The organism is Luteibacter sp. 329MFSha, assembly GCF_900111665.1.
Taxonomy (GTDB): Bacteria; Pseudomonadota; Gammaproteobacteria; order Xanthomonadales; family Rhodanobacteraceae; genus Luteibacter.
Window position 1 is genome coordinate 276,685 of sequence record NZ_FOJE01000001.1, and the last position, 24,382, is coordinate 301,066.

Below are 24,382 nucleotides of genomic sequence, written 5' to 3' on the forward strand. Positions count from 1 at the left end.
GACGCTAGTCGCGTTTCCGTGCGGGCTTCGTGAAGTCCCGTACGGCGTGCGTACACCCGGCGTGGGCGCACGCGCGGCGACGATGACGCTCCGGAATGAAACCCATCGCATCGGGAGGCTCATGTCCGCCATCGAATCCACGGTCGTCGTCGACGGCCTGCCGCACCTCGCACGCGAGGGCGAACGTCTCGTCGACCTCTTCGTCCGCAACGGTATCGACGTTCCGCATGTCTGCTACAACGAGGCCCTCGGCCCGCTGCGTACCTGCGACACCTGCTGGGTGGAAGTGAACGGCGAGCTGGTTCGCAGCTGCGAGTGCGTGGCGAGTGACGGCACCACGGTCGATACCCTCGGCGAGCGCCCGCGGGCCGCGCGCGAGGAGGGCATGGACCGCCTGCTCGCGAAGCACGAGCTCTACTGCACCGTGTGCGAGCACAACACGGGGGACTGCACGCTGCACAACACGGTGGCGGCGATGGACATGCCGATTCAGCGTTATCCGTTCGTCCGCAAGCCCTACACCAAGGACGAGTCGAATCCGTTCTATACCTACGATCCCGACCAGTGCATCCTCTGCGGCCGCTGTGTCGAGGCATGCCAGAACGTCGAGGTGAACGAGACGCTCGCCATCGATTACTCGTCCGCGCATCCGCGCGTGCTCTGGGATGGCGGGACCACGATCGAAGGGTCGAGCTGCGTCTCCTGCGGCCATTGCGTGACGGTCTGCCCGTGCAACGCGCTCATGGAAAAGACCATGCAGCCGGATGCAGGCCCCTTCACGGCGATGGACGAACGGGTGAAACGGCCGCTCATCGACCTGGTGAAGTCGCTGGAGAACACGATCGGGGCCCGGCCGGTCACGGCGCTGTCGGAGATCGACGCCACGATGCGCCAGGCCGAACTCCGCCGCACGAAGACCGTATGCACGTACTGCGGCGTCGGCTGCTCGTTCGAGATGTATACGCGCGACCGGCACATCCTCAAGGTGCAACCGAACCTCGACGCACCGGCGAACGGGATCTCGACCTGCGTCAAGGGCAAGTTCGGCTGGGACTTCGTCAACAGCCCGCAGCGCCTGACCCATCCATTGATCCGCGAGAACGGGGCGTTTCGCGAAGCCACCTGGGACGAGGCGCTCGACCGCGTCGCCAACCGGCTGCGCGACATTCACCAGCGCCATGGTCCGAAGGCCCTGGGCTTCATCGGGTCGAGCAAGGCGAGCAACGAAGAGGCTTATCTCACGCAGAAGATCGCGCGCCTGATCTTCGGCACCAACAGCGTGGACAACTCTTCGCGGTACTGCCAGAACCCCGCGACCATGGGGCTGTTCCGCACGGTGGGTTATGGCGGTGACGCCGGCTCCATCCGCGACATCGAGGCGGCCGGCCTCGTCGTGCTGGTGGGTTCCAACACGGCCGAGTGCCACCCGGTGATCGCCTCCCGGATCAAGCGCGCGCGGAAGCTGCGCGGCCAGAAGCTCATCGTGCTCGACCCGCGTCGCCACGAGATGGCCGAGCGGGCGGACATCCACCTCGACGGGCGCGCGGGAACGGATCTGGTGTGGGCCAGCGCGACCGCGCGCTACATCCTGGACGAAGGGCTGGCGGACGATGCGTTCCTGCGCGAGCGCGTCAACAGTCTCGACGAGTACCGTCGCTCGCTCGAGCCCTTCACGCTGGACTTCGCGGAGACGGTCACGGGACTCGCGCGCGAGCGGATCGTGGAGGCGGCGCGGATGATCGCCGGGGCTAGGAGCGTCTGCCTGCTCTGGGCGATGGGCATAACGCAGCATACCCATGGTTCGGATACGAGCACCGCGCTGTCGAACCTGCTCCTGGTGACCGGCAACTACGGCCGGCCCGGAACGGGTGGCTACCCGATGCGCGGACACAACAACGTGCAGGGCGCCAGCGACTTCGGCTGCCTCAAGGACGTGTACCCAGGCTACGAGAAAGTCACCGACGACAAGGTGCGCGAGAAATGGGCCAGGGCGTGGGGCGTGGCGCCGGAACGCCTCTCCAGCGAGCCCGGCCTCGACAACTTCGGGATGGTGGTCGAGGCGGCGAAGGGCAACGTCAAGGCCATGTGGGTGATCGGGGAGGAAACGGCGATCGCCGACGCTGACACCGCCAACGTCGAGAAGGCGTTCCGCGGCCTGGAGTTCTTCGTCGTGCAGGACATGTTCCTCGGGCGTACGGCGCAGTTCGCCGACGTCGTGCTGCCGGCGTGTCCCAGCGTCGAGAAGGAAGGCACGTTCACCAACACGGAGCGACGCATCCAGCGTTTCCATGAAGTGATGCCGCCGCTCGGCGAGAGCCGGCCCGACTGGTGGATCCTCACCGAGGTCGCGAAACGACTCGGCCACGACTGGGGCTACGCCGGTCCGGCGGACGTGATGCATGAATGCGCCAGTATCGCCACGTTGTTCGCCGGAGTGACGTACGAGCGGCTGGACGGCTGGCGCTCGCTGCAATGGCCGGTCGCCGCGGACGGCACGGATACTCCCTTGCTGTACACCGACGCGTTCCACTTTCCCGACGGTAAGGCGAAGCTGTATCCGCTCGAGTGGAAACCTCCGGTCGAAGATACGGATGCGCAGTTCGACCTGCTTCTCGACAACGGCCGCATGCTCGAGCACTTCCAGTCGACGAACCAGACCGGGCCGGGTGGGCGTATCACCCAGCTTTCGCCGGACTGGTTCGTCGAGATCGGCGCGGACCTCGCGCGCGAACGCGGCATCGTGGACGGCACGTGGCTGAAGGTGACCTCGCGGCGGGCCAGCATCGAAGTCCGCGCGCTGGTCACCGATCGGGTCCATGGCAGGACGCTGTTCCTGCCGATCCATCATGCGAAGCCCGGTGTGAACGCGCTCACCGGCGAACACCACGATCCGGATGTGAATACGCCCGCGTACAAGGAACTCGCCGTGCGAATCGAGCGCCTGCCGAAGGGTACGGGTGCATCGCCGTTGCCGCGACACAACTTCCGCTACGGGAAGCGGACGCCCAACGGTGGCCCGGACGCGTCGGCCAAGTGGGCGCGAGAGGAATACGTCGAGCCGCCGGAAACGATCGAACGACCGGAGACGCTGTGATGGCCGAACCTATCGATTATGCCCCGCGCCCCACGCGCACGGAGCCCACGGCACAGGACGAGTGGGAGCGCCTGCTGCGAACCCTGCACGAGCATGGCGTGCTTCGCCTCGCGAACGATCTCGTGGCCCGCAATCAGGACATCGCGCGCATCGTGCTGCGAGGCTTCGAAGCGGAGTCGACCCGGAACGCGCTGCAGAACGTGGCCGCGGTGGCGATGGTGCTCGGTCGCGTTCCTCCCGGCGCCGTCTACAAGTTCGCCGACGCGCTGCGCGAGGCGGCGACCGCGCTGGAATCCGGTGCGGGCGAGGCGGGCGCCGCGCCGGGCATCCGTGGGGTCTACCGGCTGCTCAACGACGATGACGCGTGGCGCACGCTCACGCCACTGGTACGCGCGATCGGCCGTTTCGGCCGGGCGATGGCCAGGCCGGCGCCGGAGAAGCCCATCACCGCGCACACCGGCAAGGCAAGCGATGCCTGACGGGCGCCGGTCAAACGATCGTTAGTTCCACCATCACGCGGACAGGACTACTATCGCGAGCGCACGGGCCCGGTGCCCGATCGTTCCGACTGAAACCGTGAAGGATGTTCCATGGCCGTACACCTGGTTGCCGCGCTCGACGAAAACTTTGCCATCGGCAAACAGGGTGGACTGCCCTGGCATCTTCCGGACGATCTTCGGTACTTCAAGACGCTGACGCTCGACAGGGCCGTGCTGATGGGGCGGAAGACCGCCGAATCCATCGGCCGCGCGTTGCCGGGACGCGTGAACTACGTGCTCTCGCGCAAGGGCGAGGCGCCGTTTCCCGGACAGATCACCGTGCGTTCGATTCCCGAGGCGCAGGCGAGCTGCGGTCACACGGGCCTCATGGTCATCGGTGGTGGCGAGGTGTTCCGCGAGGCGCTGCCCTATGCCCGCACGCTGTACCTGACCTGGGTGTACGCGGCGGTCGATGGTGCCGACGTCTTCTTCCCCGGCGTCGATTTCAAGGAATGGACGGAGGTTTCGCGGGTGCGCCACGAGGCGGATGCCGAGCACGCCCACGCCTTCGACATGGTCGAATACGTCCGGAACGTCTGATGCAGGTCGTCGCCGGCGTGCTGGTCGACGCCAACGGACGCATCCTCATCGCGCAGCGGCCACCCGGCAAGCATCTGGCCGGCGCGTGGGAGTTTCCCGGTGGCAAGCTCGAAGCGGGGGAGTCCGCCGTCGCCGCGCTCGAGCGCGAACTGGACGAAGAGCTGGGGATCGCCGTTGATCCCGCGTCGTTCGAGTCGTGCATCCGCGTGCCGTGGGCGTATGGCGAGCGGTCGATGCTGCTGGAGGCGATGCTCGTCCGTCGCTGGACCGGGACGCCGCGTGCGCTCGACGCCGCGGCGATCGCATGGCATGCGCCGCGCGACATCGATCCGTCCATCCTCGCGCCGGCCGACCGGCCCGTCCTGGCGGCCATCCGCCTGCCGGCCCATTACCCGATCACGGCGCCCGATGCGTCACCCGACGTCGTCATCGCGGGGCTGCTCGCCGCGCTGGCGCGCGGCGAGCGCCTGCTGCAACTGCGGTTGCCAGGGTATTCCACGGACGTCGCGCGCGACGTGGCGAAGGCGGTTCTGCCCGAGGCCCGCCGGGTGGGCGCCCACCTGTTGCTCAATGGCGACATCGAGGGCGCATCGATCCTCGGTACGGGCGTGCATCTTCGTGCTCAGCAACTCGGCGAGCTGAAAGAGCGGCCGCTGCCGTGGACGTCCATGGTGGGCGCGTCGTGCCACGATGCCGCGCAGCTCGCACGCGCCTCAGCGCTGGGCTGCGACTTCGCGACGCTGTCGCCCGTGCAGGCGACGGCCAGCCATCCCGGCGCCGAACCGCTGGGCTGGCCGCGGTTCGCGCGGTTGGCCGAGACGGCGTCGTTGCCGGTCTATGCGCTGGGCGGTCTTGGTCCCGACGATCTGGGAGAGGCGCGGATGCATGCCGCGCAGGGCGTGGCCGGCATCCGCGGGTTCGCTCGATAGCCGGTGATCGCTCCCACCTCCTACCGAAGGGTGGGAGCCGATCGTATCGGCGATACAGGTTTGCGAGAGCTTGGCTAGTGCTTGGCCTTCAGCCGCGCCACCAGCGCCTGCAGCACGCCCTGCGTCTCCTCGGCGAAGAAGTCGTCGATGAAACCCGGATCGAGCAGGTTCGACGTATCGCCCCAGACGGCGACGAGATCGGCGCGGGCGATCTCGCGGGTGCGCAGCATCGCCTTCGGCGGCAGCTTCAGCAGGTCGGCGAGCCATAGCGTGGCACGGGTGACCACCTGTTCGACCGTCGCGAGCTCGTCGACCAGGCCGATCGCGTGGGCCTGCTCGGCGTCCACCATCGCACCGGCCACCAGCAGTCGCTCGGTGCGGTAGCCGCCGAGGATGCGGCGCATCGCGAACTGGATCGGCTCGGGCACGGAAAGACCGACCTGCACCTCATTGAGACCGATCTTGTAGACCCCGTGCGCCATCACACGGTAATCGCAGAACAGCGAAATGACCGCGCCGCCCGCGGGGCTGTGGCCGGTGATCGCCGCGACGGTCGGTACGGGCGAGGTCGCCAGTGCGCCGCACAGCGCGAAGAAGGCGTTCCAGAAGTCATGGACGCCCGCGCGGTCGCGCTGGAGCAGGGCGGGGACGTCGACGCCCGCCGAAAACATGCCTTGCGCGCCGGAAAGCACGATGCCGCGCGCGCCGTTCGCGGGGGCTCCGACGATCGCCTCGCGCAACGCCTCGACGAGACCGATGTCCAGCGCGTTGACCGGCCCGCGAGCCATGCGGATTTCGTGAATGTCGCCGTCGTGCAGCAGGATGTCGAGCATGGGTGCGCGTCCGTCGGTGTGGGTTGCGTCGATTATGGCGTTTCGGCGGCCGGTGGTGCAGCCGCTTCACCGGCTTCGTTGCCCGCTGCCGCGGGATCGCCGATGCGATCGGCTCCCACCGTCCTTTTCGAGCGATGGGAGAGGTAGCTACCGAAGGGTGGAAGCCGATCGTATCGGCGATCGGGCGCCTCGGCGATGCCGCTTACTGGGCGATATCCGCGTCCGCCCAGGTATAGCGCACGGCGTAATCGAGCGTCGCGCTGCCGTTCGCCGGAACGGTGACGCTGAACTCCGCCACCTCCGGCGTGACCTTCGACGGCTTCATCGACGACGACGTGATCGTCCAGGCGCGCCAGCGGTTGGGATGCTCGCGAACGGTGACCGTGCGCGCCGTGTCGCCCGCGTTGGTCAGGACGATACGGGTGCTTTCGTCGATCCGGTGCCCCGGCATGTCCGCCGTGAACGCGGTCTGCTCGCGCGTGGCGGACAGGTCGAAGGCGTTGCCGAGCGACACCGTGGTGTCCTTGTTCTTCGGCGTGTCGTCGATGCGTCCTTCGCCGAGCAGTTCGGTGTTGCCGTCGCGGTCGGTCGTCAGCACGCGGACGTAACCGGCGGGCAGACTGTCGAACGCCCTGAAACGGAGGTTGGACACGATCGGCGTGCCGGCGTTGGCGAGGATCGGCTGGCGCTCGGCGTTCGGCCGCGGCGGGAACCACGTGTTGCCGCCGTCGTACACGGCCTCGCGCTGGCAGTCGAGGGTGTGGCGGTCGTACAGCGGCGTCTGGGTGACGCTGCCGTCGGGGAGGTCGACCGGCGTCGGCAGCGTGTAGGTGCGCAGGTCGCCCAGCGTGGCCTGTCGAGGCGCCATCGACTCGGCATCCATGGCGGCCGGGGCCGGCGCGGCACGGACCATGAAGAGCTTGTTCTGGATCGGCGCCTTCGCGCGCCGCGCGTCGCCGGCGACGAGCTTGAGCGAGACGTCCTTCCAGTCGCGTCCGCTACGGTTGGCAATGCTCGCCGCGGCGTCGAAGGTCATGCGGCAGGCGTTGCCCGGCGCGAGCGTCGCGACGTAGGCGCCGCGCCAGCCGAGGCCCGACGTGGGGTAATCGAGGTTGGCGTTCGTCCGGCCCGCCGCGCCGCCGGCGACACGCACCTGCAGCGTGGAGCCACGGGCGAAGTCCGTGCTGTCGGCGGCGCGCAGGGCGGCGTACTGGCGGATGAGCGTGGCGTGGCCGCTGCTGTCGCGCACGACGAGCGCATCGCCACCGCGAACGAGCGTGCCGCTGGCGAGCGCCTGGCCGCTTTCGCCGACCACGACCACATCGTGGCCGACGAGGCCGGCGACGGCGCCGTCGAAGCCCTGGCCGAGCAGCAGGCGCTGCGAGACGACGCGGGTGTCCTTGCCGGGAAAGCGCAGCGACAGCGCTTCGCTGTCGAGCGCGGAGGGGAGGCCGTCGATGGAGAGGTCCTGCGTGCCGCCCTTCAGGTCGAACGCGCGGCGCTCGTGCACCACGGCGTAACCGTCGCCGGAAACGGCGTCGCCTCCCGTGGCGAAGAGCGCATCGCCGTCGGCGCGGTAGAGCGTGAGCGCGGTGCGCTCATCGGCGGCGAACGCGGGAAGGGAAACGGCGCAGGCGATCGCGAGGACGAGGGAACGTTGCATGATGCTCTCCATGATGATCCTCGCGGATCATACCGGGGCGAAATGAACGGTCGCGATCTTTTGCGGCAGGGTTCGACAACCGTGCCCGCCGCCGCGGGATCGCCGATGCGATCGGCCCCCACCATTCCGCTCGTGGCTCGAACGGTGGGAGCCGATCGTATCGGCGATGGATGCGTCTTTTAGTCCTGCCGGGCCGCGGCCACGGCGTCGCGGATGACCTGCGGAAGCGGGACCGGGCGGCCGGTCTTCGTATCGATCCAGACCATGGTGACGCTGCCGTCGCAATGGATGCGGGTGGCGTCCTGCGAATCGAGGATGCGGTGGCCGACCGTCATCGAGCTGGTGCCCATGCGATTGGCGTACAGCTCGATCTGGATGTCCGCCGGCCATTCGATGGGCAGGCGGTAGTTGATCTCGCTATGGGCCATCACCGGCGCCGCGGACGGGCTGTACCAGTCGCCGGGCAGCTCCTTGAGCCACTTCAGTCGGGCTTCCTGCAGGTAGACCAGGTAGTTCGAATTGTTGACGTGGTTGTACGCGTCGAGATCCTGCCAACGGACGTCCATCGGCGTGATGAAGATCGGCGTCGGGCTCGGGGTCTGGGCGGCTTCGGTGCTCATGCGGTCCTTTTCTTCTTCGCGGGCGTTTTCTTGGCGGCGGCCTTCGTCGGAGCGGCCTTCGCGGCGGTCTTGCGGGCGGCCGCCTTCGCCGGCGCCTTCGTCACCGGCGCCGCCGGCTTGAGGTACGGCAGCAGGAAGCGGCCGGTGTGCGAGGTCTTCGTCGCGGCGACCTTCTCCGGCGTGCCGCTGACGAGGATCTGTCCGCCGCCCGAGCCGCCTTCCGGACCGAGGTCGACGAGCCAGTCGGCCGTCTTGATGACGTCGAGGTTGTGCTCGATCACCACCACGGTGTTGCCGTGATCCACGAGGCGATGCAGCACGTCGAGCAGCTGCTCGATGTCGTGGAAGTGCAGGCCGGTCGTGGGCTCGTCGAGGATGTACAGCGTGCTGCCGGTGTCGCGCTTCGATAGCTCTTTCGACAGCTTCACGCGCTGCGCCTCGCCGCCGGACAGCGTGGTGGCGCTCTGGCCGAGCTTGATGTAGTCGAGGCCCACCGCCCGCAGCGTTTCCAGCTTGCGTGCGATCACCGGCACGTTCTCGAACAGCTTGAAGGCGTCTTCCACCGTCATGTCGAGCACGTCGGCGATGGTGTGGCCCTTGTAGAGCACCTCGAGCGTCTCGCGGTTGTAGCGCTTGCCGTGGCACACGTCGCACGGGACGTACACGTCGGGGAGGAAGTGCATCTCCACCTTGATCATGCCGTCGCCTTCGCACGCCTCGCAGCGGCCGCCGCGCACGTTGAAGCTGAAGCGGCCCGGCGTGTAACCACGTTGGCGCGCCTCGGGCACCTGCGCGTAGAGCTCGCGCAGCGGCGTGAACAGGCCGGTGTACGTGGCGGGATTCGAGCGCGGCGTGCGGCCGATCGGCGACTGGTCGATGTCGACGACCTTGTCGAACAGCTCGAGGCCCTCGATCGATTCGTACGGCGCCGGCTGCTCGCTCGCGCCGTTGAGTTCCATCGCCGCGAGGCGGTAGAACGTGTCGTTGATCAGCGTCGACTTGCCGGAGCCCGACACGCCGGTGACGCAGGTGAACACGCCGACCGGGATGCGGACGTCCACGTCCTTGAGGTTGTTGCCGCTGGCGCCCTTGAGCTCGATCCATTGATCGTCGCGCGCTTCGCGGCGCTTCTCCGGCACGCGGATGCCGCGCTCGCCGGTGAGGTACTTCGCCGTGACGGAGCGCGGCGAGGCGAGCACCTGCTCGAGCGTGCCTTCGGCGACGATGTCGCCGCCGTGCACGCCCGCGCCCGGGCCGATGTCGAGAATGTGGTCCGCGGCGCGGATGGCGTCCTCGTCATGCTCGACCACGATCACCGTGTTGCCCAGATCGCGCAGGCGGGTGAGGGTACCGAGCAGTCGTTCGTTGTCGCGCTGGTGCAGGCCGATGGACGGCTCGTCGAGCACATACATCACGCCGACGAGCCCCGCGCCGATCTGACTGGCGAGGCGGATGCGCTGCGCCTCGCCGCCAGAAAGCGAATCCGCCTGGCGATCGAGCGTGAGGTAGTTGAGGCCGACATCGTTGAGGAAGGTCAGCCGCTCGCGGATCTCCTTCACGATCTTCACCGCGATCTCGCCACGCCAGCCGGGCAAGGCCAGCGTCTCGAAGAAGGCCAGCGCGTTGTCGATGGCCAGCGAGGTGAGTTCGGGAATGGCGCGGTCGGCCACGAACACGTTGCGCGCCGACGGGTTGAGGCGCTGGCCGCCGCAGTCCGGGCACGGGTGGTCGGAGATGTAGCGCGCCAGTTCCTCGCGGACGGCCGTGGACTCGGTCTCGCGATAGCGGCGCTCAAGGTTCGGCAGGATGCCTTCGAACTTGTGTTCGCGCGTGACCTTGCCGCCCCGGTCGGTGATGTAGCGGAACGGGATCAGGTCCTTGCCCGAACCGTTGAGCACGGCGTTCTGAGCCGACTTCGTCAGTTCGCGCCAGGGTGTCTCCGGATCGAAGCCGTAGTACTTCGCCAGCGACAGGATCATCTGGTAGTAGTAGGCGTTGCGACGATCCCAGCCACGAATGGCGCCGCCCGCGAGGCTGAGCTCCGGGTGGCCGACGACGCGCGCCGGGTCGAACACCTGGGTCACGCCCAGGCCGTCGCAGGTGGGGCAGGCGCCGACGGGTGAATTGAACGAGAACAGGCGCGGCTCGAGTTCCGGCAGCGAGTAGTCGCACATCGGGCACGAGAACCGCGACGAGAACAGCTGTTCGCCGGCCTTCGCGTCGTCCATGTCGACGAGGATGACGATGCCGTCGCCGAGACGAAGCGCGGTCTCGAAGGACTCGGCCAGGCGCTGCTTGATGTCCTCGCGCGGACGGAAACGGTCGATGACCGCTTCGATCGTATGCTTCTGGCGCAGCGTGAGCGGCGGGACGGCGTCGAGGTCGTAGACCTCGCCGTCGACGCGGGCGCGCACGAAGCCCTGCGCGCGCAGCTGGTCGAACACCTGCACGTGCTCGCCCTTGCGCTCGCGGATCACGGGCGCCAGCAGCATCCAGCGCTTGTCCGGATCCAGCGCGAGCGCGGTGTCGACCATCTGGCTGACCGTCTGCGCTTCGAGCGGAATGCCGTGGTTCGGGCAGCGGGGCGTGCCGACGCGCGCGTAGAGCAGGCGCAGGTAGTCGTACACCTCGGTGATCGTGCCGACGGTGGAGCGAGGGTTATGGGAGGTCGACTTCTGCTCGATCGAGATGGCCGGCGAGAGGCCTTCGATCGTGTCCACGTCCGGCTTTTCCATCATCGAGAGGAACTGCCGGGCATAGGCCGACAGCGACTCGACATAGCGACGCTGGCCTTCGGCGTAGATGGTGTCGAAGGCCAGCGAGGATTTGCCGGACCCGGACAGCCCCGTGATCACGATCAGGCGATCGCGGGGCAGGTCGAGGTCGATATTCTTGAGATTGTGCGTGCGGGCGCCGCGGATGCGAATGCTGTCCATGTGCCGACGTAGATGGGGGAAGCCACTGACTATACCAAGGGTTTTCGGCCTTCATTCCGCGTCGACCTGTGACTGTTCATCACATTTGTCATGAGGCTCCGGACGCATGCTTCGAGCGGGTTGCCCGAACCGCCCCGGCGGCGGCTACCATGGCGCCGGCCCCTCGGGGGAGGGGATCCGACCCAAGCCAATCATCCGAAGAGGAAGACGACGCATGCGTAAGTGGACAGGGATCGCGGCCGGCCTGGTGCTGGCGTGTAGTGCGGGCCAGGCGCTGGCGGCGCCGCCCAGCGAGGCGCAGGTGCGCCAGCTGATGGAGGCCGTGGGCATGGGCAAGATGCTCAGCCAGATGAACAGCCAGATGGCCGGCGTGATGGCCACCGCGCTGCCGTGCGTGCCCGCCAGCTACTGGCAGGGCTTCGTGGACGCCAACGCGACGAACCAGCTGATCGGCCGCATGGTGCCCGTGTACCAGAAGCACTTCACGGCCGAGGACGTCGACGGCCTGCTGAAGTTCTACCGTTCGCCGCTGGGCCAGAAGGTGATCACGCAGATGCCGGCGACCATGGCCGAGGGCATGCAGATCGGCAAGGCCTGGGGCCAGGAACGCGGCAAGCAGATGATCGGCCAGCTCCAGACCCAGGGCACGCTCAACGCCCAGGGCCAGTGCCCGGCCACGGGGGCGGCGGCGAAGCCCGCTCCGGCGGCGCCGGCTCCGGCGCCCGCGAAGAAGAAGTAACGCCACCTACCAGAGGGTGGGAGCCGATCGTATCGGCGATCCTGACGCGGCCCGGCCCGCTGGCGCGGGATCGCCGATGCGATCGGCTCCCACCCCTTCGGTAGGCGTCTTGCTCTAACCGTCTGATCTGGATGGCAAATGCTCCATGGGGCGAGCGGGCCGCCGGTCTGGTCGGCCGCTTAACCGCCTGATTGACCTTGCCTTTTGGGTCCCGCTATAATTCGCAGTTCGCAACACCCGTACGACCCTAAAAAGAACTACATAATCAGTAACAGGAAATCACCATGAGCTACGCAGTCATCAAGACCGGTGGCAAGCAGTATCGCGTGATGGCAGGCGAAGTCCTGCGCGTCGAGCTGCTCCCCGCCGAAGTCGATTCCACCTTCACGTTCGACCAGGTCCTCCTCGTCGGCGAAGGCGAGTCGGTCACGGTCGGCGCCCCGCTGGTCGCCGGTGCCACCGTCAGCGCGAAGGTTCGCGCCCACGGCCGCGCCGATAAGATCCGCATCATCAAGTTCCGTCGTCGCAAGCACTACAAGCGCACGCAGGGACATCGTCAGCACTACACCGAAATCGAGATCACGGGCATCAACGCCTGAGTCGCCGGAGGATATAAGTCATGGCACATAAAAAAGGCGTAGGTTCCAGCCGTAACGGCCGCGATTCGAACCCGAAGTACCTCGGCGTGAAGATCTACGGTGGCCAGGCTGTCGAAGCCGGTAACATCATCGTTCGTCAGCGTGGCACCAAGTTCCACGCCGGCGTGGGCGTCGGCCTCGGCCGCGACCACACCCTGTTCGCGCTGGTCGACGGCACCGTGTCGTTCAAGACCCGCGGCGACAAGGGCCGCAAGTTCGTCGACGTCGTCCAGGCGTAAGCCTCGCCCGACGCGATAGCGAAGGCCCCGCCCTAGGCGGGGCTTTTCGTTTGTAGCGCGGCATCACACTCTTTCCAGGTTTTCCCCATGAAATTCGTCGACGAAGCGCAAATCAGGGTCTCGGCCGGTGACGGCGGCAACGGTTGTGTCAGCTTCCGTCGCGAGAAATTCATCCCGTTCGGTGGTCCCGATGGCGGCGATGGCGGCAATGGCGGCTCCGTGTGGCTCGTGGCCGACGAAGGCCTCAACACCCTCGTCGACTTCCGCCACATGCGCTCGTTCAAGGCGCAGCGCGGGCAGGGCGGCATGGGCAGCCAGATGTACGGCAAGGGTGGCGAAGACACCGAGGTGCGCGTGCCCGTCGGCACCGTGGTCACCAACGTCGATACCGACGAGGTGATCGGCGACCTTACGTCGCACGGCCAGCGCCTGAAGGTGGCGCAGGGTGGTCGTGGCGGCCTGGGCAACATCCATTTCAAGAGTTCGGTGAACCGCGCGCCGCGCAAGTCGACGCCGGGCACGCCGGGCGAAGTGCGCGATCTGAAACTCGAGCTGCGACTGCTGGCCGACGTCGGTCTGCTGGGCTTCCCGAACGCGGGCAAGAGCACGTTCATCCGCGCCGTCTCGGCGGCGACGCCGCGCGTGGCCGACTACCCGTTCACCACGCTGCATCCGAACCTCGGCGTCGTGCGCATCGGCACGGACCAGAGCTTCGTGATCGCGGACATCCCCGGGATCATCGAGGGTGCGGCCGAAGGCGCCGGCCTGGGCATCCAGTTCCTGCGTCACGTGTCGCGCACCAGTCTCCTGCTGCACGTGGTCGACATCCGTCCCATCGACGGCTCGGATCCCGTCGAACAGGTCCGTGCGATCGAGGCCGAACTCCAGCAGTTCGACGAGGAGCTCGTCGAGCGTCCGCGCTGGCTGGTGATCAACAAGTCCGACGTCATCGACGACGAGGACGAGCTGAAGGCCGTGGTCGACGACATCGTCGCCCGCCTGGACTGGAAGGCCCCGTGGTTCGTCGTTTCCGCCGCGGGCGAGGTGGGTACCTGGGACGTCTGCCTGAAGGTGCAGCAGTTCTTCGATGCCGAACGCGCGAAGCAGCGCGAGCGCACCGACGAACGCGACGACGTGCGGATGCGGTAGGAGCGCGCCTTGCGCGCGACAGCTTATCGCGAGGCGCAGCAGGGGCTGTAGCGCACGGCCTCAAAACATGTCGCGCGCAGGGCGCGCTCCTACAGAGACACAAAAAAAGCCGGCGGAAGCCGGCTTTTTTTGTGAACAGCGATGTCGCGCAGGCTTATGCCAGGTCGCGGATCTTCGCGTTCAGGCGGCTCTTGTGACGAGCGGCCTTGTTCTTGTGGATCAGGCCGCGGGCGGCGTAGCGATCCATCACCGGCACGGCGACGGCGTAGGCGCTGGCAGCGGCTGCCTTATCCTTGGCGTCGATCGCCTTGACGACCTTCTTCAGTGCGGAACGCACCATGGAACGCGCGCTGACGTTGCGCAGACGGCGCTGCTCCGACTGACGCGCACGCTTCTTCGCGGACTTGATGTTGGCCAAGGTAAAGCTCCAGAGTTCGGTTGGTTTTAAAAAAGACGCTTAGTTTGACCTCAAAGGTGGGGTTGGTCAATAGGTTAGGGTGGATGGGCGTGGGGCGCGGTGCTGGCGGGAGGTGGGAGTTGGGAAGTGGGCGCGACGTGGCCGGCGGCCGCGAGAGGGTGCTGGAAGCTCCGCGCTGGCGTCGACGCCCGGCCGGTGGCCTGTCGTGCCCTCAACCGCCCGCCGGGATCGCGCCCCCAATTCCCATCCCCCAACCCCCGTCACACCCGCGCCCCCCAATTCCCACCCCGAGCCCCCCTTGCCACGCCCCATCGCCCTCCCGGCCTGTCAAACTATCCCTTTTGCCAGCCCTCGACCGGATGAAAACCCCCAGCCTTCTTCGCGGCATGCTCAGTTTCAGCGGCATGACCATGGTTTCGCGCGTGCTCGGGCTTGTCCGCGACATGGCGATCAACGCCTCGTTCGGCGCCAACGCGGCGACCGACGCCTTCTGGGTGGCTTTCCGCATCCCCAACTTCATGCGCCGCCTCTTCGCGGAGGGGTCGTTCTCGACGGCCTTCGTGCCGGTGTTCACCGAGGTGAAGGAGACGCGGCCGCATGCCGATCTCAAGCGGCTGATGGGGCTGACGGCCGGCACGCTCGGCGGCGTCCTGCTCGTGGTCGTGGCCCTGGGTGTCATCTTCGCGCCGCAGGTCACCGCGCTGTTCTCGCCCGGGGCGGTCGATACGCCGGAGAAGTTCGGCCTCACGGTCGACCTGCTGCGGCTCACCTTTCCGTTCCTGCTCTTCGTCTCGCTCACCGCCTTGAGTGGCGGCGCCCTGAACAGCTTCCACCGGTTCGGCCTGCCGGCCCTGACGCCGGTGATCCTCAACCTGTGCATGATCGCCGGCGCGCTCTGGCTGGCGCCGAAGCTGCGGACGCCGATCATGGCGATGGGCTGGGCGATCCTCGTCGCGGGCCTGCTCCAGCTGATCTTCCAGCTGCCGGCGTTGCGGCAGCTCGACCTGCTGGCGTTGCCGCGCTGGGGCTGGAGCTCGCCGGACGTGCGCCGGATCATGACGCTGATGGTGCCGACGTTGTTCGGCTCCTCGGTCGCGCAGATCAACCTGCTGCTCGACACCGTCATCGCCTCGCTGCTGATCGCGGGGTCGCAGAGCTGGCTGTCGCAGGCGGACCGCTTCCTGGAGCTGCCGCTGGGCGTCTTCGGCGTGGCGCTGGGCACGGTCATCCTGCCGTCGCTCTCGCGCCATCACGTGGCGACCGACAAGGCGGGCTTCTCGCGCGCGCTCGACTGGGGCCTGCGCACGACGCTGCTCATCGCCGTCCCGGCGATGTTCGCGCTGATGATCCTTTCGGTGCCGCTGGTGGCGACGATCTTCCAGCACGGGCGGTTTACGCCGTTCGACACGAAGATGGCGTCGCTGTCGATCTCCGCGCTGAGCTTCGGCCTGCCGGCGTTCGCGCTGGTCAAGGTGGTGCTGCCGGCGTTCTATGCCCGCAAGGACACGAAGACCCCGGTCCGCGCGGGCGTGGCGTCGCTGGTCGCCAACATGGTCTTCAACGTCGCGTTCCTGGCCCTGCTGTTCTTCCTCTGGGCGAGCCCGGCGCAGAAGGCGGGCTCGTGGATGACGGCCCTGGCGACGATCCCGGGCCTGCACATGGCGCTGGGCATGGCCAGCGCACTGGCCAGCTACCTCAACCTGCTGCTGCTCTGGCGCTGGCTGGGCAAGGCCGGCGTCTACACCCGCCAGCCCGGCTGGCCGCGACACCTGCTTCGCCTCGGCGTGGCCTGCGCCGTGATGGTCGCGGTGCTGCTCGGCGGCCTGTGGGTCTGGCCGGAATGGAGCGACGTGGAGAAGTGGCAGCGGGTGGGGCGTCTCGCGGCGCTGGTGGTCGCGGGCGGCGGTGCGTATGTCGCGAGCCTGTTCGCGCTGGGCTTCCGCCTGCGCGACCTGCGCGCCCACTGAGGTTCCCGCGCGTCGCATTGTGCGGCGCAATGGGGCCGCTATACTGGCCCGATGGCTTTTATTCCGCATCGATTCCAGGACCCCCGGGCATGACGCTGCGACTGCATCGCGACGTCGACGGACCGTGCCTCGCGCCCGGTGGCAGCATCGTCGCGATCGGTGCGTTCGATGGCCTGCATCTCGGTCACCAGGCGATCCTCTCGGAGGTGCGTCGCCGCGCGGAGGCCGCGGGCCTGGTCCCGGCGGTCATCAGCTTCGAGCCGTTGCCGCGTGCGTTCTTCTCGAAGGAGCCCGTGGCGCGTCTCTCGGGCGTCCGCGAAAAAGCCGAGGGCATGACCGCCGCCGGCATCCGCGACCTGCTGTCGCTACGCTTCGACAAGGCCCTGACCGAGATGTCCGCCGAGGACTTCGTCCGCCGGGTCATCGTCGGCCGCATGGCCGCGCGCGAGGTCTGGGTGGGCGAGGACTTCCGCTTCGGTCACCGCCGTGGCGGCGATTTCGCGCTGCTGCAGTCCATGGGCGCGGAGCTGGGTTTCACCGCGCACGCGGTGCGGCCGGTGGTCGTCGACGGCGAGCGGGTGTCATCCTCGCGGGTGCGCACGCTGCTTGCGGAAAGCGATTTCGCCGGCGCGACCCGCCTGCTGGGGCGGCCGTTCGTGATCGACGGCCATGTCGAGCACGGCCAGCAGCTTGGTCGCACCCTTGGATATCCCACCGCGAACGTCCATCTCACGGACAGGGTGAGCCCCATCCAGGGCATCTTCGCCGTGCGCATCGGTATCGGCGACGGCCCGTGCAGCTGGCCGGGCGTCGCGAGCCTGGGCCGCCGGCCGACGGTGAACGCGGTGCAGGAGCCCCTGCTGGAAGCCCATCTTTTCGATTTCTCCGGCGACCTCTACGGCCAGCGCATCGGCGTGGAGTTCGTGCGGAAGCTGCGCGACGAAGAAAAATTCGACGGCCTCGACGCCCTGACGGCGCAGATGCGCAAGGACGAGATCGCCGCCCGGCAAGCCCTTGGGATGAACCCCATACTTGTCGATTGACGACGGAACGCGCCTCGCGCGCGTCACGCCCCGAAACCCACGGTTCTAAGCGATGACCCAGGACTACAAGAACACCATCAACCTGCCGCAGACGGATTTCCCGATGCGTGGCGACCTGCCCAAGCGCGAGCCGAACTGGCTGGCGACGTGGGAACGCGTGGGGCGCTATGCGCAGATCCAGGAGAAGACGGCGGGCCGCGACAAGGTGTTCGTGCTGCATGACGGCCCGCCTTACGCGAACGGCGCGATCCACCTGGGCCATGCCGTCAACAAGGTGCTGAAGGACGTCGTCGTCAAGTCGAAGCTGATGGCCGGCTACCGGGCACCCTACGTGCCGGGCTGGGACTGCCACGGTCTTCCGATCGAGATCGCGATCGAGAAGAAGTTCGGCAAGGCCGGCGACAAGCTCGACGCCGCCGCGTTCCGGCAGAAGTGCCGCGAGTACGCGATGGCGCAGATCGACCTGCAGCGCGTCGACTTCAAGCGCCTCGGCGTCCTCGGCGACTGGGAGAAGCCGTACCGCACGCTCGACTTCACGTACGAGGCCGACATGATCCGCGCGCTCGCGCGCATCGTCGACAACGGCCACGTGGTGCGCGGCGCGAAGCCGGTGTACTGGTGCTTCGACTGCGGTTCGGCGCTCGCCGAGGCCGAGATCGAATACGCCGACAAGACCTCGCCGGCCGTCGACGTCGCCTACGACGCGGTGGATTCGATCTCGTTCGCCGCGCTGTTCGGCGTCGCCGCGGGTGACGCCACCGTCGCCGTGCCCATCTGGACGACCACCCCCTGGACGCTGCCGTCCAGCCAGGCCGTGTCGCTTGGCGGCGAGCTCGAGTATTCGCTGGTCGAGGGTCCGTCGCGCGGCGGCAATCCGCTGCTGCTCGTGATCGCCTCGGCGCTGGTGGAGAAGGCGCTCGCGCGCTACGGCGTGGAGCGCGTGAACGTGCTCGGGCGCGTGCAGGGCGCGGTGCTCGAGAACCAGCCGCTGCGCCATCCGTTCTACGACAAGCAGCTGCCCATCATCCTCGGCGAGCACGTCTCGGACGAGGACGGTACCGGTGCCGTGCACACCGCGCCCGACCATGGCGCGGAAGATTTCACCGTGGGCCAGCACTACGGCATCGGCACGCTCAACTATGTCGACGGCCGCGGCGTCTACCGCGCGGAGGTGCCGCTGGCGGGCGACGTGTCGTTCGCCGGCGTGCACATCTGGAAGGCCAACGACCAGATCGTCGACCTCCTGCGCGACCGCGGCGTGCTGCTCGCCTCGTCGAAGCTCACGCACAGCTACCCGCATTGCTGGCGCCATAAGACGCCGGTGATCTTCCGCGCCACGCCGCAGTGGTTCATCAGCATGGAGCAGGCCGACCTGCGCCGCACCGCGCTCACGTCCATCAAGGGCGTGCGCTGGGTGCCGGGCTGGGGCGAGGAGCGCATCGCGGGCATGGTCGAGGGTCGCCCCGACTGGTGCATCTCGCGCCAGCGCACCTGGGGCGTGCCGATCACGCTGTTCATCGACAAGGTCACGCACGATCCGCATCCGGACTCCGTCGCGCTGATGGAGAAGGTGGCGAAGAAGGTCGCCCTCGAAGGCATCGACTGCTGGTTCACGCTCGATCCGCGCGAGCTGCTCGGCGACGACGCGGACAAGTACGAAAAGGTCACCGACGTCCTCGACGTGTGGTTCGACTCGGGCGTCAGCCACTTCGCGGTGGTGGGCGCGCGTCCCGAACTGCAGGCCGGCGACGCGGGCGAATACAAGGTGATGTACCTCGAAGGCTCCGACCAGCATCGCGGCTGGTTCCAGTCGTCGCTGCTCACGTCGGCCGCCATCAACGGCCGTGCGCCGTACGACCACGTGCTGACCCACGGTTTCACCGTGGACGCGCAGGGTCGCAAGATGTCCAAGTCGCTGGGCAACGGTATCGAGCCCCAGGACATCATGAAGACGCTCGGCGCGGACATCCTGCGCCTGTGGATCTGCTCGACCGACTACCGCAACGAGATGTCGCTCTCGGACGAGATCCTCAAGCGCGTCGCGGATACGTACCGCCGTATCCGCAACACCACGCGCTTCCTGCTCGGCAACCTCGACGGGTTCGACCCGGACAAGCACCTGCTCGCCACCGACGCCTGCCTCGATCTCGATCGCTGGGCGGTGCAGCAGGCGGCGGACACGCAGGCGGCGATCGTGGCGGCGTACGAACGCTACGACTTCCCCGAGATCGTCCAGCGCATCCAGAATTTCTGCACCAACGAGCTGGGCGCGCTGTACCTCGACATCACGAAGGACCGCCTCTACACGATGCCGACGGACAGCCGCGGCCGGCGCAGCGCGCAGAGTGCGATGTACCGGATCCTCGAGGCGCTGCTGCGCTGGCTGGGGCCGATCGTCACGTTCACGGCGGAAGAAGCCTGGGCGCACATGCCCGGCTCGCGCAGCGAGTCGGTGCTGTTCGAGACGTTCTACGACGGCCTCGACGTGCGCCAGGACGGCGAGGCGCGCGGCTGGTGGAGCACGCTGCTCGCCATCCGCGAGACGTCGTCGCGCGTCCTCGAAGGCATGCGCAAGGCCGGCCAGATCGGTGCGTCGCTCGACGCGACGCTGACGATCCACGCCGACCTGCCGACGCAGTCCGCGCTCGCGGAATCCGCGAAGGAGCTGCGCTTCTTCTTCATTACCTCCGAGGTGACGCTCGCGCCGCTGGAAGGTCGCCCGGCCACGGCCGAGCGTGTCGATCTGGATGGCGCCGAGGTCTACGTCTCGGCGGCGGTGAGCGACGCGGTGAAGTGCGTCCGTTGCTGGCACCATCGCCCGGACGTCGGCGTCGACCCGAACCATCCTGAGATCTGCGGCCGCTGCGTGGAGAACGTGACGGGGCAGGGCGAGGACCGCCGCTGGTTCTGATCCGGCGATCGTCGCCGAACCTTTCCGCGCCGCCGCCCGGCGGCGCGGACCCTCGCAACGCACCGCCCGGATCCGCATGACCGCACGCCCCAAACCCAACGCCCTGTCCTGGCTCTGGCTCGCCGCCGCCATGATCGTGCTCGACCAGCTGACCAAGTGGTGGGCGCTCACGGCCCTGCAGCCGGCCGAGACGCCACATCCGGTCATCCCGGGCATCCTGAACTGGACGCTCACCTTCAACACGGGCGCGGCGTTCAGCTTCCTGGCGGACAGCGCCGGCTGGCAGCGCTGGTTCTTCGTCCTCCTCGCGGTCGGCGTCAGCGCCTCGCTCGCCGTGTGGCTGTCGCGCACGCCGCGCGCCGACTGGCGCACCGCGGCCCCGTTGGCCCTGATCCTGGGCGGCGCGCTGGGCAACGTCATCGACCGGCTCCACGCGGCCAAGGTCACCGATTTCATCCAGGTCTTCCTGGGCAGTTACCCGTTCCCCGTCTTCAACGTCGCCGATTCCGCGATCAGCGTCGGCGCCGTCGCCCTGATCGTCTTCAGCCTCTTCGGCAGCCCGAAGGCTCCCATGCGATAATGGAGAGGTCCGGCGCCCGCGCGGCGCCCATCCCCTTTTCACGGCCCTGAAGGCCCCGAGGTCCCCTTGGACATCCTCCTCGCCAATCCCCGCGGCTTCTGCGCCGGCGTCGATCGCGCCATCGCCATCGTCGAGCGCGCCCTGGAGTCGTACGGCGCGCCGATCTACGTGCGCCACGAAGTCGTGCACAACCGCTACGTGGTCGAGCGCCTGCGCGCCGACGGCGCCGTGTTCGTGGAGGAACTGGACGACGTGCCCGATGGCGCCACCGTGATCTTCAGCGCCCACGGCGTGCCGAAGGCCGTGCGCGAGGAAGCCGACCGCCGCCGCCTCAACGTGTTCGACGCGACGTGCCCGCTCGTCACCAAGGTGCACATGGAGGTCGCGCGCCTCGGCCGCGCCGGCCATGACGTCGTGCTGATCGGCCACGCGGGTCATCCGGAAGTCGAAGGCACGATGGGGCAGTGGAACCCGGCGAACACCGGCAGCATCTACCTTGTCGAATCGGTGGAAGACGTCGAGGCGCTGGCACCGGCGCAGCCGGACAAGCTCGCGTTCGTCACGCAGACCACGCTCTCGGTCGACGACACCATCGCCATCATCGGCGCGTTGCGCGCGAAGTTCGCCACCATCGAAGGACCGCGCAAGGACGACATCTGCTACGCCACGCAGAATCGCCAGGACGCCGTGCGCCGCCTCGCCGATGCCGTGGACCTCGTGCTCGTCGTGGGCTCGGTCAACAGCTCCAATTCCAATCGCCTGAAGGAACTGGCCGAGAAGCAGGGCGTCACCTCGTACCTCATCGACGGCGCAGAGCACATCGAGCGCGAATGGCTCGAAGGCAAGGCCCGCATCGGCGTCACCGCCGGCGCGTCGGCACCGGAGAAGCTGGTGCAGGAAGTCATCGCCCGCCTGCAGTCCTGGGGCGCGGGCACCGTCCGCGAGCTCGACGGCGAGGCCGAGAACATCACCTTCGCCCTGCCGAAGGAGCTTCGCCTCGCGGGTTGACCGCGAAGGCTTGCGCCCGGGCCCAAGGTTCCCTAGAATTCCGCTTCTCGCCGGAATAGCTCAGTTGGTAGAGCGCGTCATTCGTAATGATGAGGTCGTAGGTTCGATTCCTATTTCCGGCACCACGCATTCGCCCACGGTCGCAAGATCAGGGCACGAAAAACCCGCCTTCAGGCGGGTTTTTTTATGGGGCCGCGGTACGCCTCGTTGGAGCGCACCTGGGCGCGATCAGCGCTCGCGAGCACCCCATCGCGCCCAGGTGCGCTCCAACAGGTCGCGCTTATGCCGCGAGGCGCGTGGCGTCCTTCAGGAACCGTAGGCCGATCGAGAGGGCCATGTCGTAGCCGGCGATGGCGTTGCCGGGTACGACGACGCTCACGAGTGAAGGATGGCCGGGTGCGAGCGACGACGCGTCGGTCGCGGCGCTGCGATCGTGGACTTCGATGTAGGGAACGCGCAGCGCGGATAGCGCGTCGCGGACTGGGTCGACCAACGCACTGGGTAGTTGCTCGGCGTCGACGTCGAGAAGGAGCAACTCGGCATCGTCGCCGGGTGCTTCGAGGCATCCGCTGAGCTGCGCGAAGGTGTCGCAGCGGCGCCAGGCAAGATCGACACCGGCCGCCTGTGCGCGCTCCCACAGACGGCACATCGCCGAGCTGCCTGGGTCCGGCATGTCCGACTCGGCGTGCGGTCCGGTGATGACGACGATCGACATCGATGCGTTCCTTGAATGGGGGACGCCAGTGTCCATGCGGGGTGCGTAAAAAAGCTGCGCCGGACGGGCGCTTTCCGGGTAAGCGCTGCGTAAAGTTTCGGCGGCCGCCGAAGGCCGGCTTGCCTTACGCCGTCCGAGCGTCGACGATGCGGCGATGAACGGACCTCTCTTTACCTCTCACACGACGCCCAGGCTGCTGCTCGACCGGCTTCAGCCTTCCGATGGACCCATCCTGTTCGCGTATCGCGGTGACGACGCCGTCGCGCGGTATCAAGGCTGGAAGCCGGCCACGCCCGCCGAAGCCGACGATTTCATCGCCCGCCAGAGCGCACAGGCGTTCGCCGTGCCGGACAGCTGGTTCCAGCTCGCGGTTCGCGACCGCGGAACGGGCAACCTCGTCGGCGACCTCGGCATCCATTTCCCCGCGACGGTCGACGACGCGATCGAATTCGGTATATCGCTCCGGCCCGAGTGTCAGGGCAGGGGGTACGCCCGCGAGGCCATGGCCGCAATGCTGACGCTTGCGTTCGGTGAGTGGGGGTATCGCCGCGCCGTCGGCTCCGTCGATCCAAGGAACGTGGCGAGCATCGCGCTGTTACGGTCGCTGGGCTTCCGGCAGGAGGCGCACCACGTGGAGAGCTATCGCTTCCGTGGCGAATGGGTGGACGACATGATTTTCGCCATGCTGGCGCGGGAGTGGTCGGCGGCCGGCTAGGGCGCCTCTCTACAGTCAGGCCGCCGCGAGCCTCGCGACCACGGCCGCGCTCGGCGGCGGCAGGTGGAGGAGGGCGGCTTCCGGGAGGTAGCGCCAGTCGCTCAGGCGGCGTGGCAACTTCGCTTCAGGGAACGCGGCCCGCAGATCGCGGATCGCGTCTTCCGGCGTGTCGTAGCGGCCCGCCTCGCGATCGCCAAACAACGCGCGCCAGCGATGACCGTGGCGAACGATGCGGAAAGGTGCGTTGGCGGATGTGAAGACGTACTGGGCGAGCATGGAATGAAACTCCGTTCTTAGCCCGCCCATTTTCCGCGCGTTTTCGTGACCACTTCGTGTTGCAGAGGCGACGCCGGTGTGTCGGAGCACATCCCGGCGTCGTGTCGGTGGTCATTCGTTCAGTCGGGTGCCTTCGCCGGCACGAAGGGCGACACCGGATCGCTCGCGGGGAAGGTCTCCTCGAGCGCATGGTCCTGATTGTCGCTGGTGTGTTCCTTGCGCGCCTTCTTCTCGGCGTCGGTTTCCTTCCCGGGCGGAGCATGGTCCGGGTGGGTGACGTCCTTACGGTCGTGATTCATGGCGAGGCCTCCTGATGAGTGGCCCCCATGGAGCATCCAGTGCCGTGAAGCCGGCGTGGCCCGCGCGTCAGGGCAGCGCCATCGTCCGCTCGATCAACGACAGCGAGCGGGGGCAGACGCGCTGGGATAGCTCGCTGGTGTCGCCGCCCTCGGCGCGGATCTGATTGACGATGGACAACGCCTGCCTCTCGCCCTCGTGGAAGTCCGGCGTGCCGCTTCCGCCCGGGGACAGGGCGTCCACTTTCGTGCGGTACGACTGCACCGTCGAGGTGCTGGCCTGGCAGAGGTTGCCGGCATACCAGGCGGCCATGCCCGCGTCGTCGAGCCCCGTCCCCTGCGGCAGCCGGGATGCCGGCGGAGCGGCCAGCGCGGCCACGCTCCAGGCCGCGGCGGCGGCGAACGATAGGGCGATGATGGTTCGCATGGTGTTCCCCCAGATGGATGCGGCACCCCGCGCACGGGGCGTTGGCGTGCATCCTAACCCGGTTGTCGGGCACGGCTCATCCGCTCGTCGGCGAGTGCCTACCGCCT

General features: G+C 67.8%; 23 protein-coding genes and 1 tRNA gene. 15 read left to right on the forward strand and 9 right to left on the reverse strand.

The window, feature by feature from the left end; translation table 11 throughout:
• Positions 1-121 precede the first annotated feature (121 nt).
• The 4 genes from fdhF to BMW54_RS01285 all read left to right on the forward strand — a co-directional run bounded on the left by fdhF (position 122) and on the right by BMW54_RS01285 (position 5,102).
• Entirely contained in the window at positions 122-3,094 is a 2,973-nt protein-coding gene (gene fdhF / locus BMW54_RS01270; RefSeq protein WP_090052287.1) for a formate dehydrogenase subunit alpha, read from the forward strand.
• On the forward strand, positions 3,094-3,573 hold the full coding sequence (locus BMW54_RS01275; RefSeq protein ID WP_090052288.1) for a helical membrane plugin domain-containing protein: 480 nt from the start codon (positions 3,094-3,096) through the stop codon (positions 3,571-3,573). The genes fdhF and BMW54_RS01275 overlap by 1 nt, the downstream gene beginning before the upstream one ends.
• A gap of 111 nt (positions 3,574-3,684) precedes the next feature.
• Positions 3,685-4,173, forward strand: a complete 489-nt coding sequence (locus tag BMW54_RS01280; protein WP_090052291.1) for a dihydrofolate reductase — start codon at positions 3,685-3,687, stop codon at positions 4,171-4,173.
• Entirely contained in the window at positions 4,173-5,102 is a 930-nt protein-coding gene (locus BMW54_RS01285; protein ID WP_090052293.1) for a Nudix family hydrolase, read from the forward strand. The genes BMW54_RS01280 and BMW54_RS01285 overlap by 1 nt, the downstream gene beginning before the upstream one ends.
• A 74-nt stretch (positions 5,103-5,176) precedes the next feature.
• Here the strand turns inward: BMW54_RS01285 and BMW54_RS01290 are convergent, their stop codons facing one another.
• The 4 genes from BMW54_RS01290 to uvrA all read right to left on the reverse strand — a co-directional run bounded on the left by BMW54_RS01290 (position 5,177) and on the right by uvrA (position 11,154).
• Positions 5,177-5,935, reverse strand: a complete 759-nt coding sequence (locus BMW54_RS01290) for an enoyl-CoA hydratase/isomerase family protein (RefSeq protein ID WP_090052294.1) — start codon at positions 5,933-5,935, stop codon at positions 5,177-5,179.
• Positions 5,936-6,137: 202 nt separating this feature from the next.
• Complete coding sequence (locus BMW54_RS01295) at positions 6,138-7,598, reverse strand: DUF4139 domain-containing protein (protein ID WP_254778999.1); 1,461 nt, start codon at positions 7,596-7,598, stop codon at positions 6,138-6,140.
• Positions 7,599-7,777: 179 nt separating this feature from the next.
• On the reverse strand, positions 7,778-8,218 hold the full coding sequence (locus BMW54_RS01300) for an acyl-CoA thioesterase (RefSeq protein WP_090052298.1): 441 nt from the start codon (positions 8,216-8,218) through the stop codon (positions 7,778-7,780).
• A complete protein-coding gene (gene uvrA, locus BMW54_RS01305) occupies positions 8,215-11,154 on the reverse strand; it encodes an excinuclease ABC subunit UvrA (RefSeq protein WP_090052299.1) in 2,940 nt (979 codons plus the stop codon). Before uvrA ends, BMW54_RS01300 begins: the two co-directional genes overlap by 4 nt.
• A gap of 214 nt (positions 11,155-11,368) precedes the next feature.
• Here uvrA and BMW54_RS01310 point away from each other — a divergent pair, with 214 nt between their 5' ends.
• The 4 genes from BMW54_RS01310 (at position 11,369) to cgtA (ending at position 13,919) form a co-directional block, all read left to right on the forward strand.
• A complete protein-coding gene (locus BMW54_RS01310; RefSeq protein WP_090052301.1) occupies positions 11,369-11,893 on the forward strand; it encodes a DUF2059 domain-containing protein in 525 nt (174 codons plus the stop codon).
• Positions 11,894-12,177: 284 nt separating this feature from the next.
• Positions 12,178-12,492, forward strand: coding sequence for a 50S ribosomal protein L21 (rplU, locus tag BMW54_RS01315; RefSeq protein WP_090052303.1), 315 nt, complete (start codon positions 12,178-12,180; stop codon positions 12,490-12,492).
• A 20-nt stretch (positions 12,493-12,512) separates the two neighbouring features.
• Entirely contained in the window at positions 12,513-12,770 is a 258-nt protein-coding gene (gene rpmA, locus BMW54_RS01320) for a 50S ribosomal protein L27 (protein ID WP_072321611.1), read from the forward strand.
• Positions 12,771-12,857: 87 nt separating this feature from the next.
• Complete coding sequence (gene cgtA / locus BMW54_RS01325; protein WP_090052305.1) at positions 12,858-13,919, forward strand: Obg family GTPase CgtA; 1,062 nt, start codon at positions 12,858-12,860, stop codon at positions 13,917-13,919.
• 154 nt (positions 13,920-14,073) lie between these two features.
• Here cgtA and rpsT read toward each other — a convergent pair whose 3' ends face one another.
• A complete protein-coding gene (gene rpsT / locus BMW54_RS01330) occupies positions 14,074-14,337 on the reverse strand; it encodes a 30S ribosomal protein S20 (protein ID WP_090052307.1) in 264 nt (87 codons plus the stop codon).
• A gap of 359 nt (positions 14,338-14,696) precedes the next feature.
• Here rpsT and murJ point away from each other — a divergent pair, with 359 nt between their 5' ends.
• From murJ to BMW54_RS01360, 6 genes are all read left to right on the forward strand, one after another.
• Entirely contained in the window at positions 14,697-16,304 is a 1,608-nt protein-coding gene (murJ, locus tag BMW54_RS01335) for a murein biosynthesis integral membrane protein MurJ (protein ID WP_090052309.1), read from the forward strand.
• 89 nt (positions 16,305-16,393) lie between these two features.
• Positions 16,394-17,347, forward strand: coding sequence for a bifunctional riboflavin kinase/FAD synthetase (locus BMW54_RS01340; protein WP_090052311.1), 954 nt, complete (start codon positions 16,394-16,396; stop codon positions 17,345-17,347).
• A 52-nt stretch (positions 17,348-17,399) separates the two neighbouring features.
• On the forward strand, positions 17,400-20,258 hold the full coding sequence (gene ileS, locus BMW54_RS01345) for an isoleucine--tRNA ligase (RefSeq protein ID WP_090052313.1): 2,859 nt from the start codon (positions 17,400-17,402) through the stop codon (positions 20,256-20,258).
• A 76-nt stretch (positions 20,259-20,334) separates the two neighbouring features.
• Positions 20,335-20,838, forward strand: coding sequence for a signal peptidase II (gene lspA, locus BMW54_RS01350; protein WP_090052314.1), 504 nt, complete (start codon positions 20,335-20,337; stop codon positions 20,836-20,838).
• Between the two features lie 66 nt (positions 20,839-20,904).
• Positions 20,905-21,846: a 4-hydroxy-3-methylbut-2-enyl diphosphate reductase gene (gene ispH, locus BMW54_RS01355; protein ID WP_090052316.1), complete on the forward strand. Its 942-nt coding sequence runs from the start codon at positions 20,905-20,907 to the stop codon at positions 21,844-21,846.
• 49 nt (positions 21,847-21,895) lie between these two features.
• Positions 21,896-21,971 (forward strand) — tRNA-Thr (locus BMW54_RS01360).
• 155 nt (positions 21,972-22,126) lie between these two features.
• On the opposite strand, the gene BMW54_RS01365 is transcribed toward BMW54_RS01360, so the two are convergent.
• Positions 22,127-22,561, reverse strand: coding sequence for a hypothetical protein (locus tag BMW54_RS01365; RefSeq protein ID WP_090052318.1), 435 nt, complete (start codon positions 22,559-22,561; stop codon positions 22,127-22,129).
• A 154-nt stretch (positions 22,562-22,715) separates the two neighbouring features.
• Between BMW54_RS01365 and BMW54_RS01370 the strand changes: the two genes are divergently transcribed.
• Complete coding sequence (locus BMW54_RS01370) at positions 22,716-23,276, forward strand: GNAT family N-acetyltransferase (RefSeq protein ID WP_090052320.1); 561 nt, start codon at positions 22,716-22,718, stop codon at positions 23,274-23,276.
• A gap of 15 nt (positions 23,277-23,291) precedes the next feature.
• Here the strand turns inward: BMW54_RS01370 and BMW54_RS01375 are convergent, their stop codons facing one another.
• From BMW54_RS01375 to BMW54_RS01385, 3 genes are all read right to left on the reverse strand, one after another.
• Positions 23,292-23,552, reverse strand: coding sequence for a hypothetical protein (locus BMW54_RS01375; protein ID WP_090052322.1), 261 nt, complete (start codon positions 23,550-23,552; stop codon positions 23,292-23,294).
• Between the two features lie 119 nt (positions 23,553-23,671).
• Positions 23,672-23,851, reverse strand: a complete 180-nt coding sequence (locus BMW54_RS01380) for a hypothetical protein (RefSeq protein ID WP_090052326.1) — start codon at positions 23,849-23,851, stop codon at positions 23,672-23,674.
• Positions 23,852-23,918: 67 nt separating this feature from the next.
• Entirely contained in the window at positions 23,919-24,275 is a 357-nt protein-coding gene (locus BMW54_RS01385) for a hypothetical protein (RefSeq protein ID WP_090052328.1), read from the reverse strand.
• Positions 24,276-24,382: the final 107 nt, after the last annotated feature.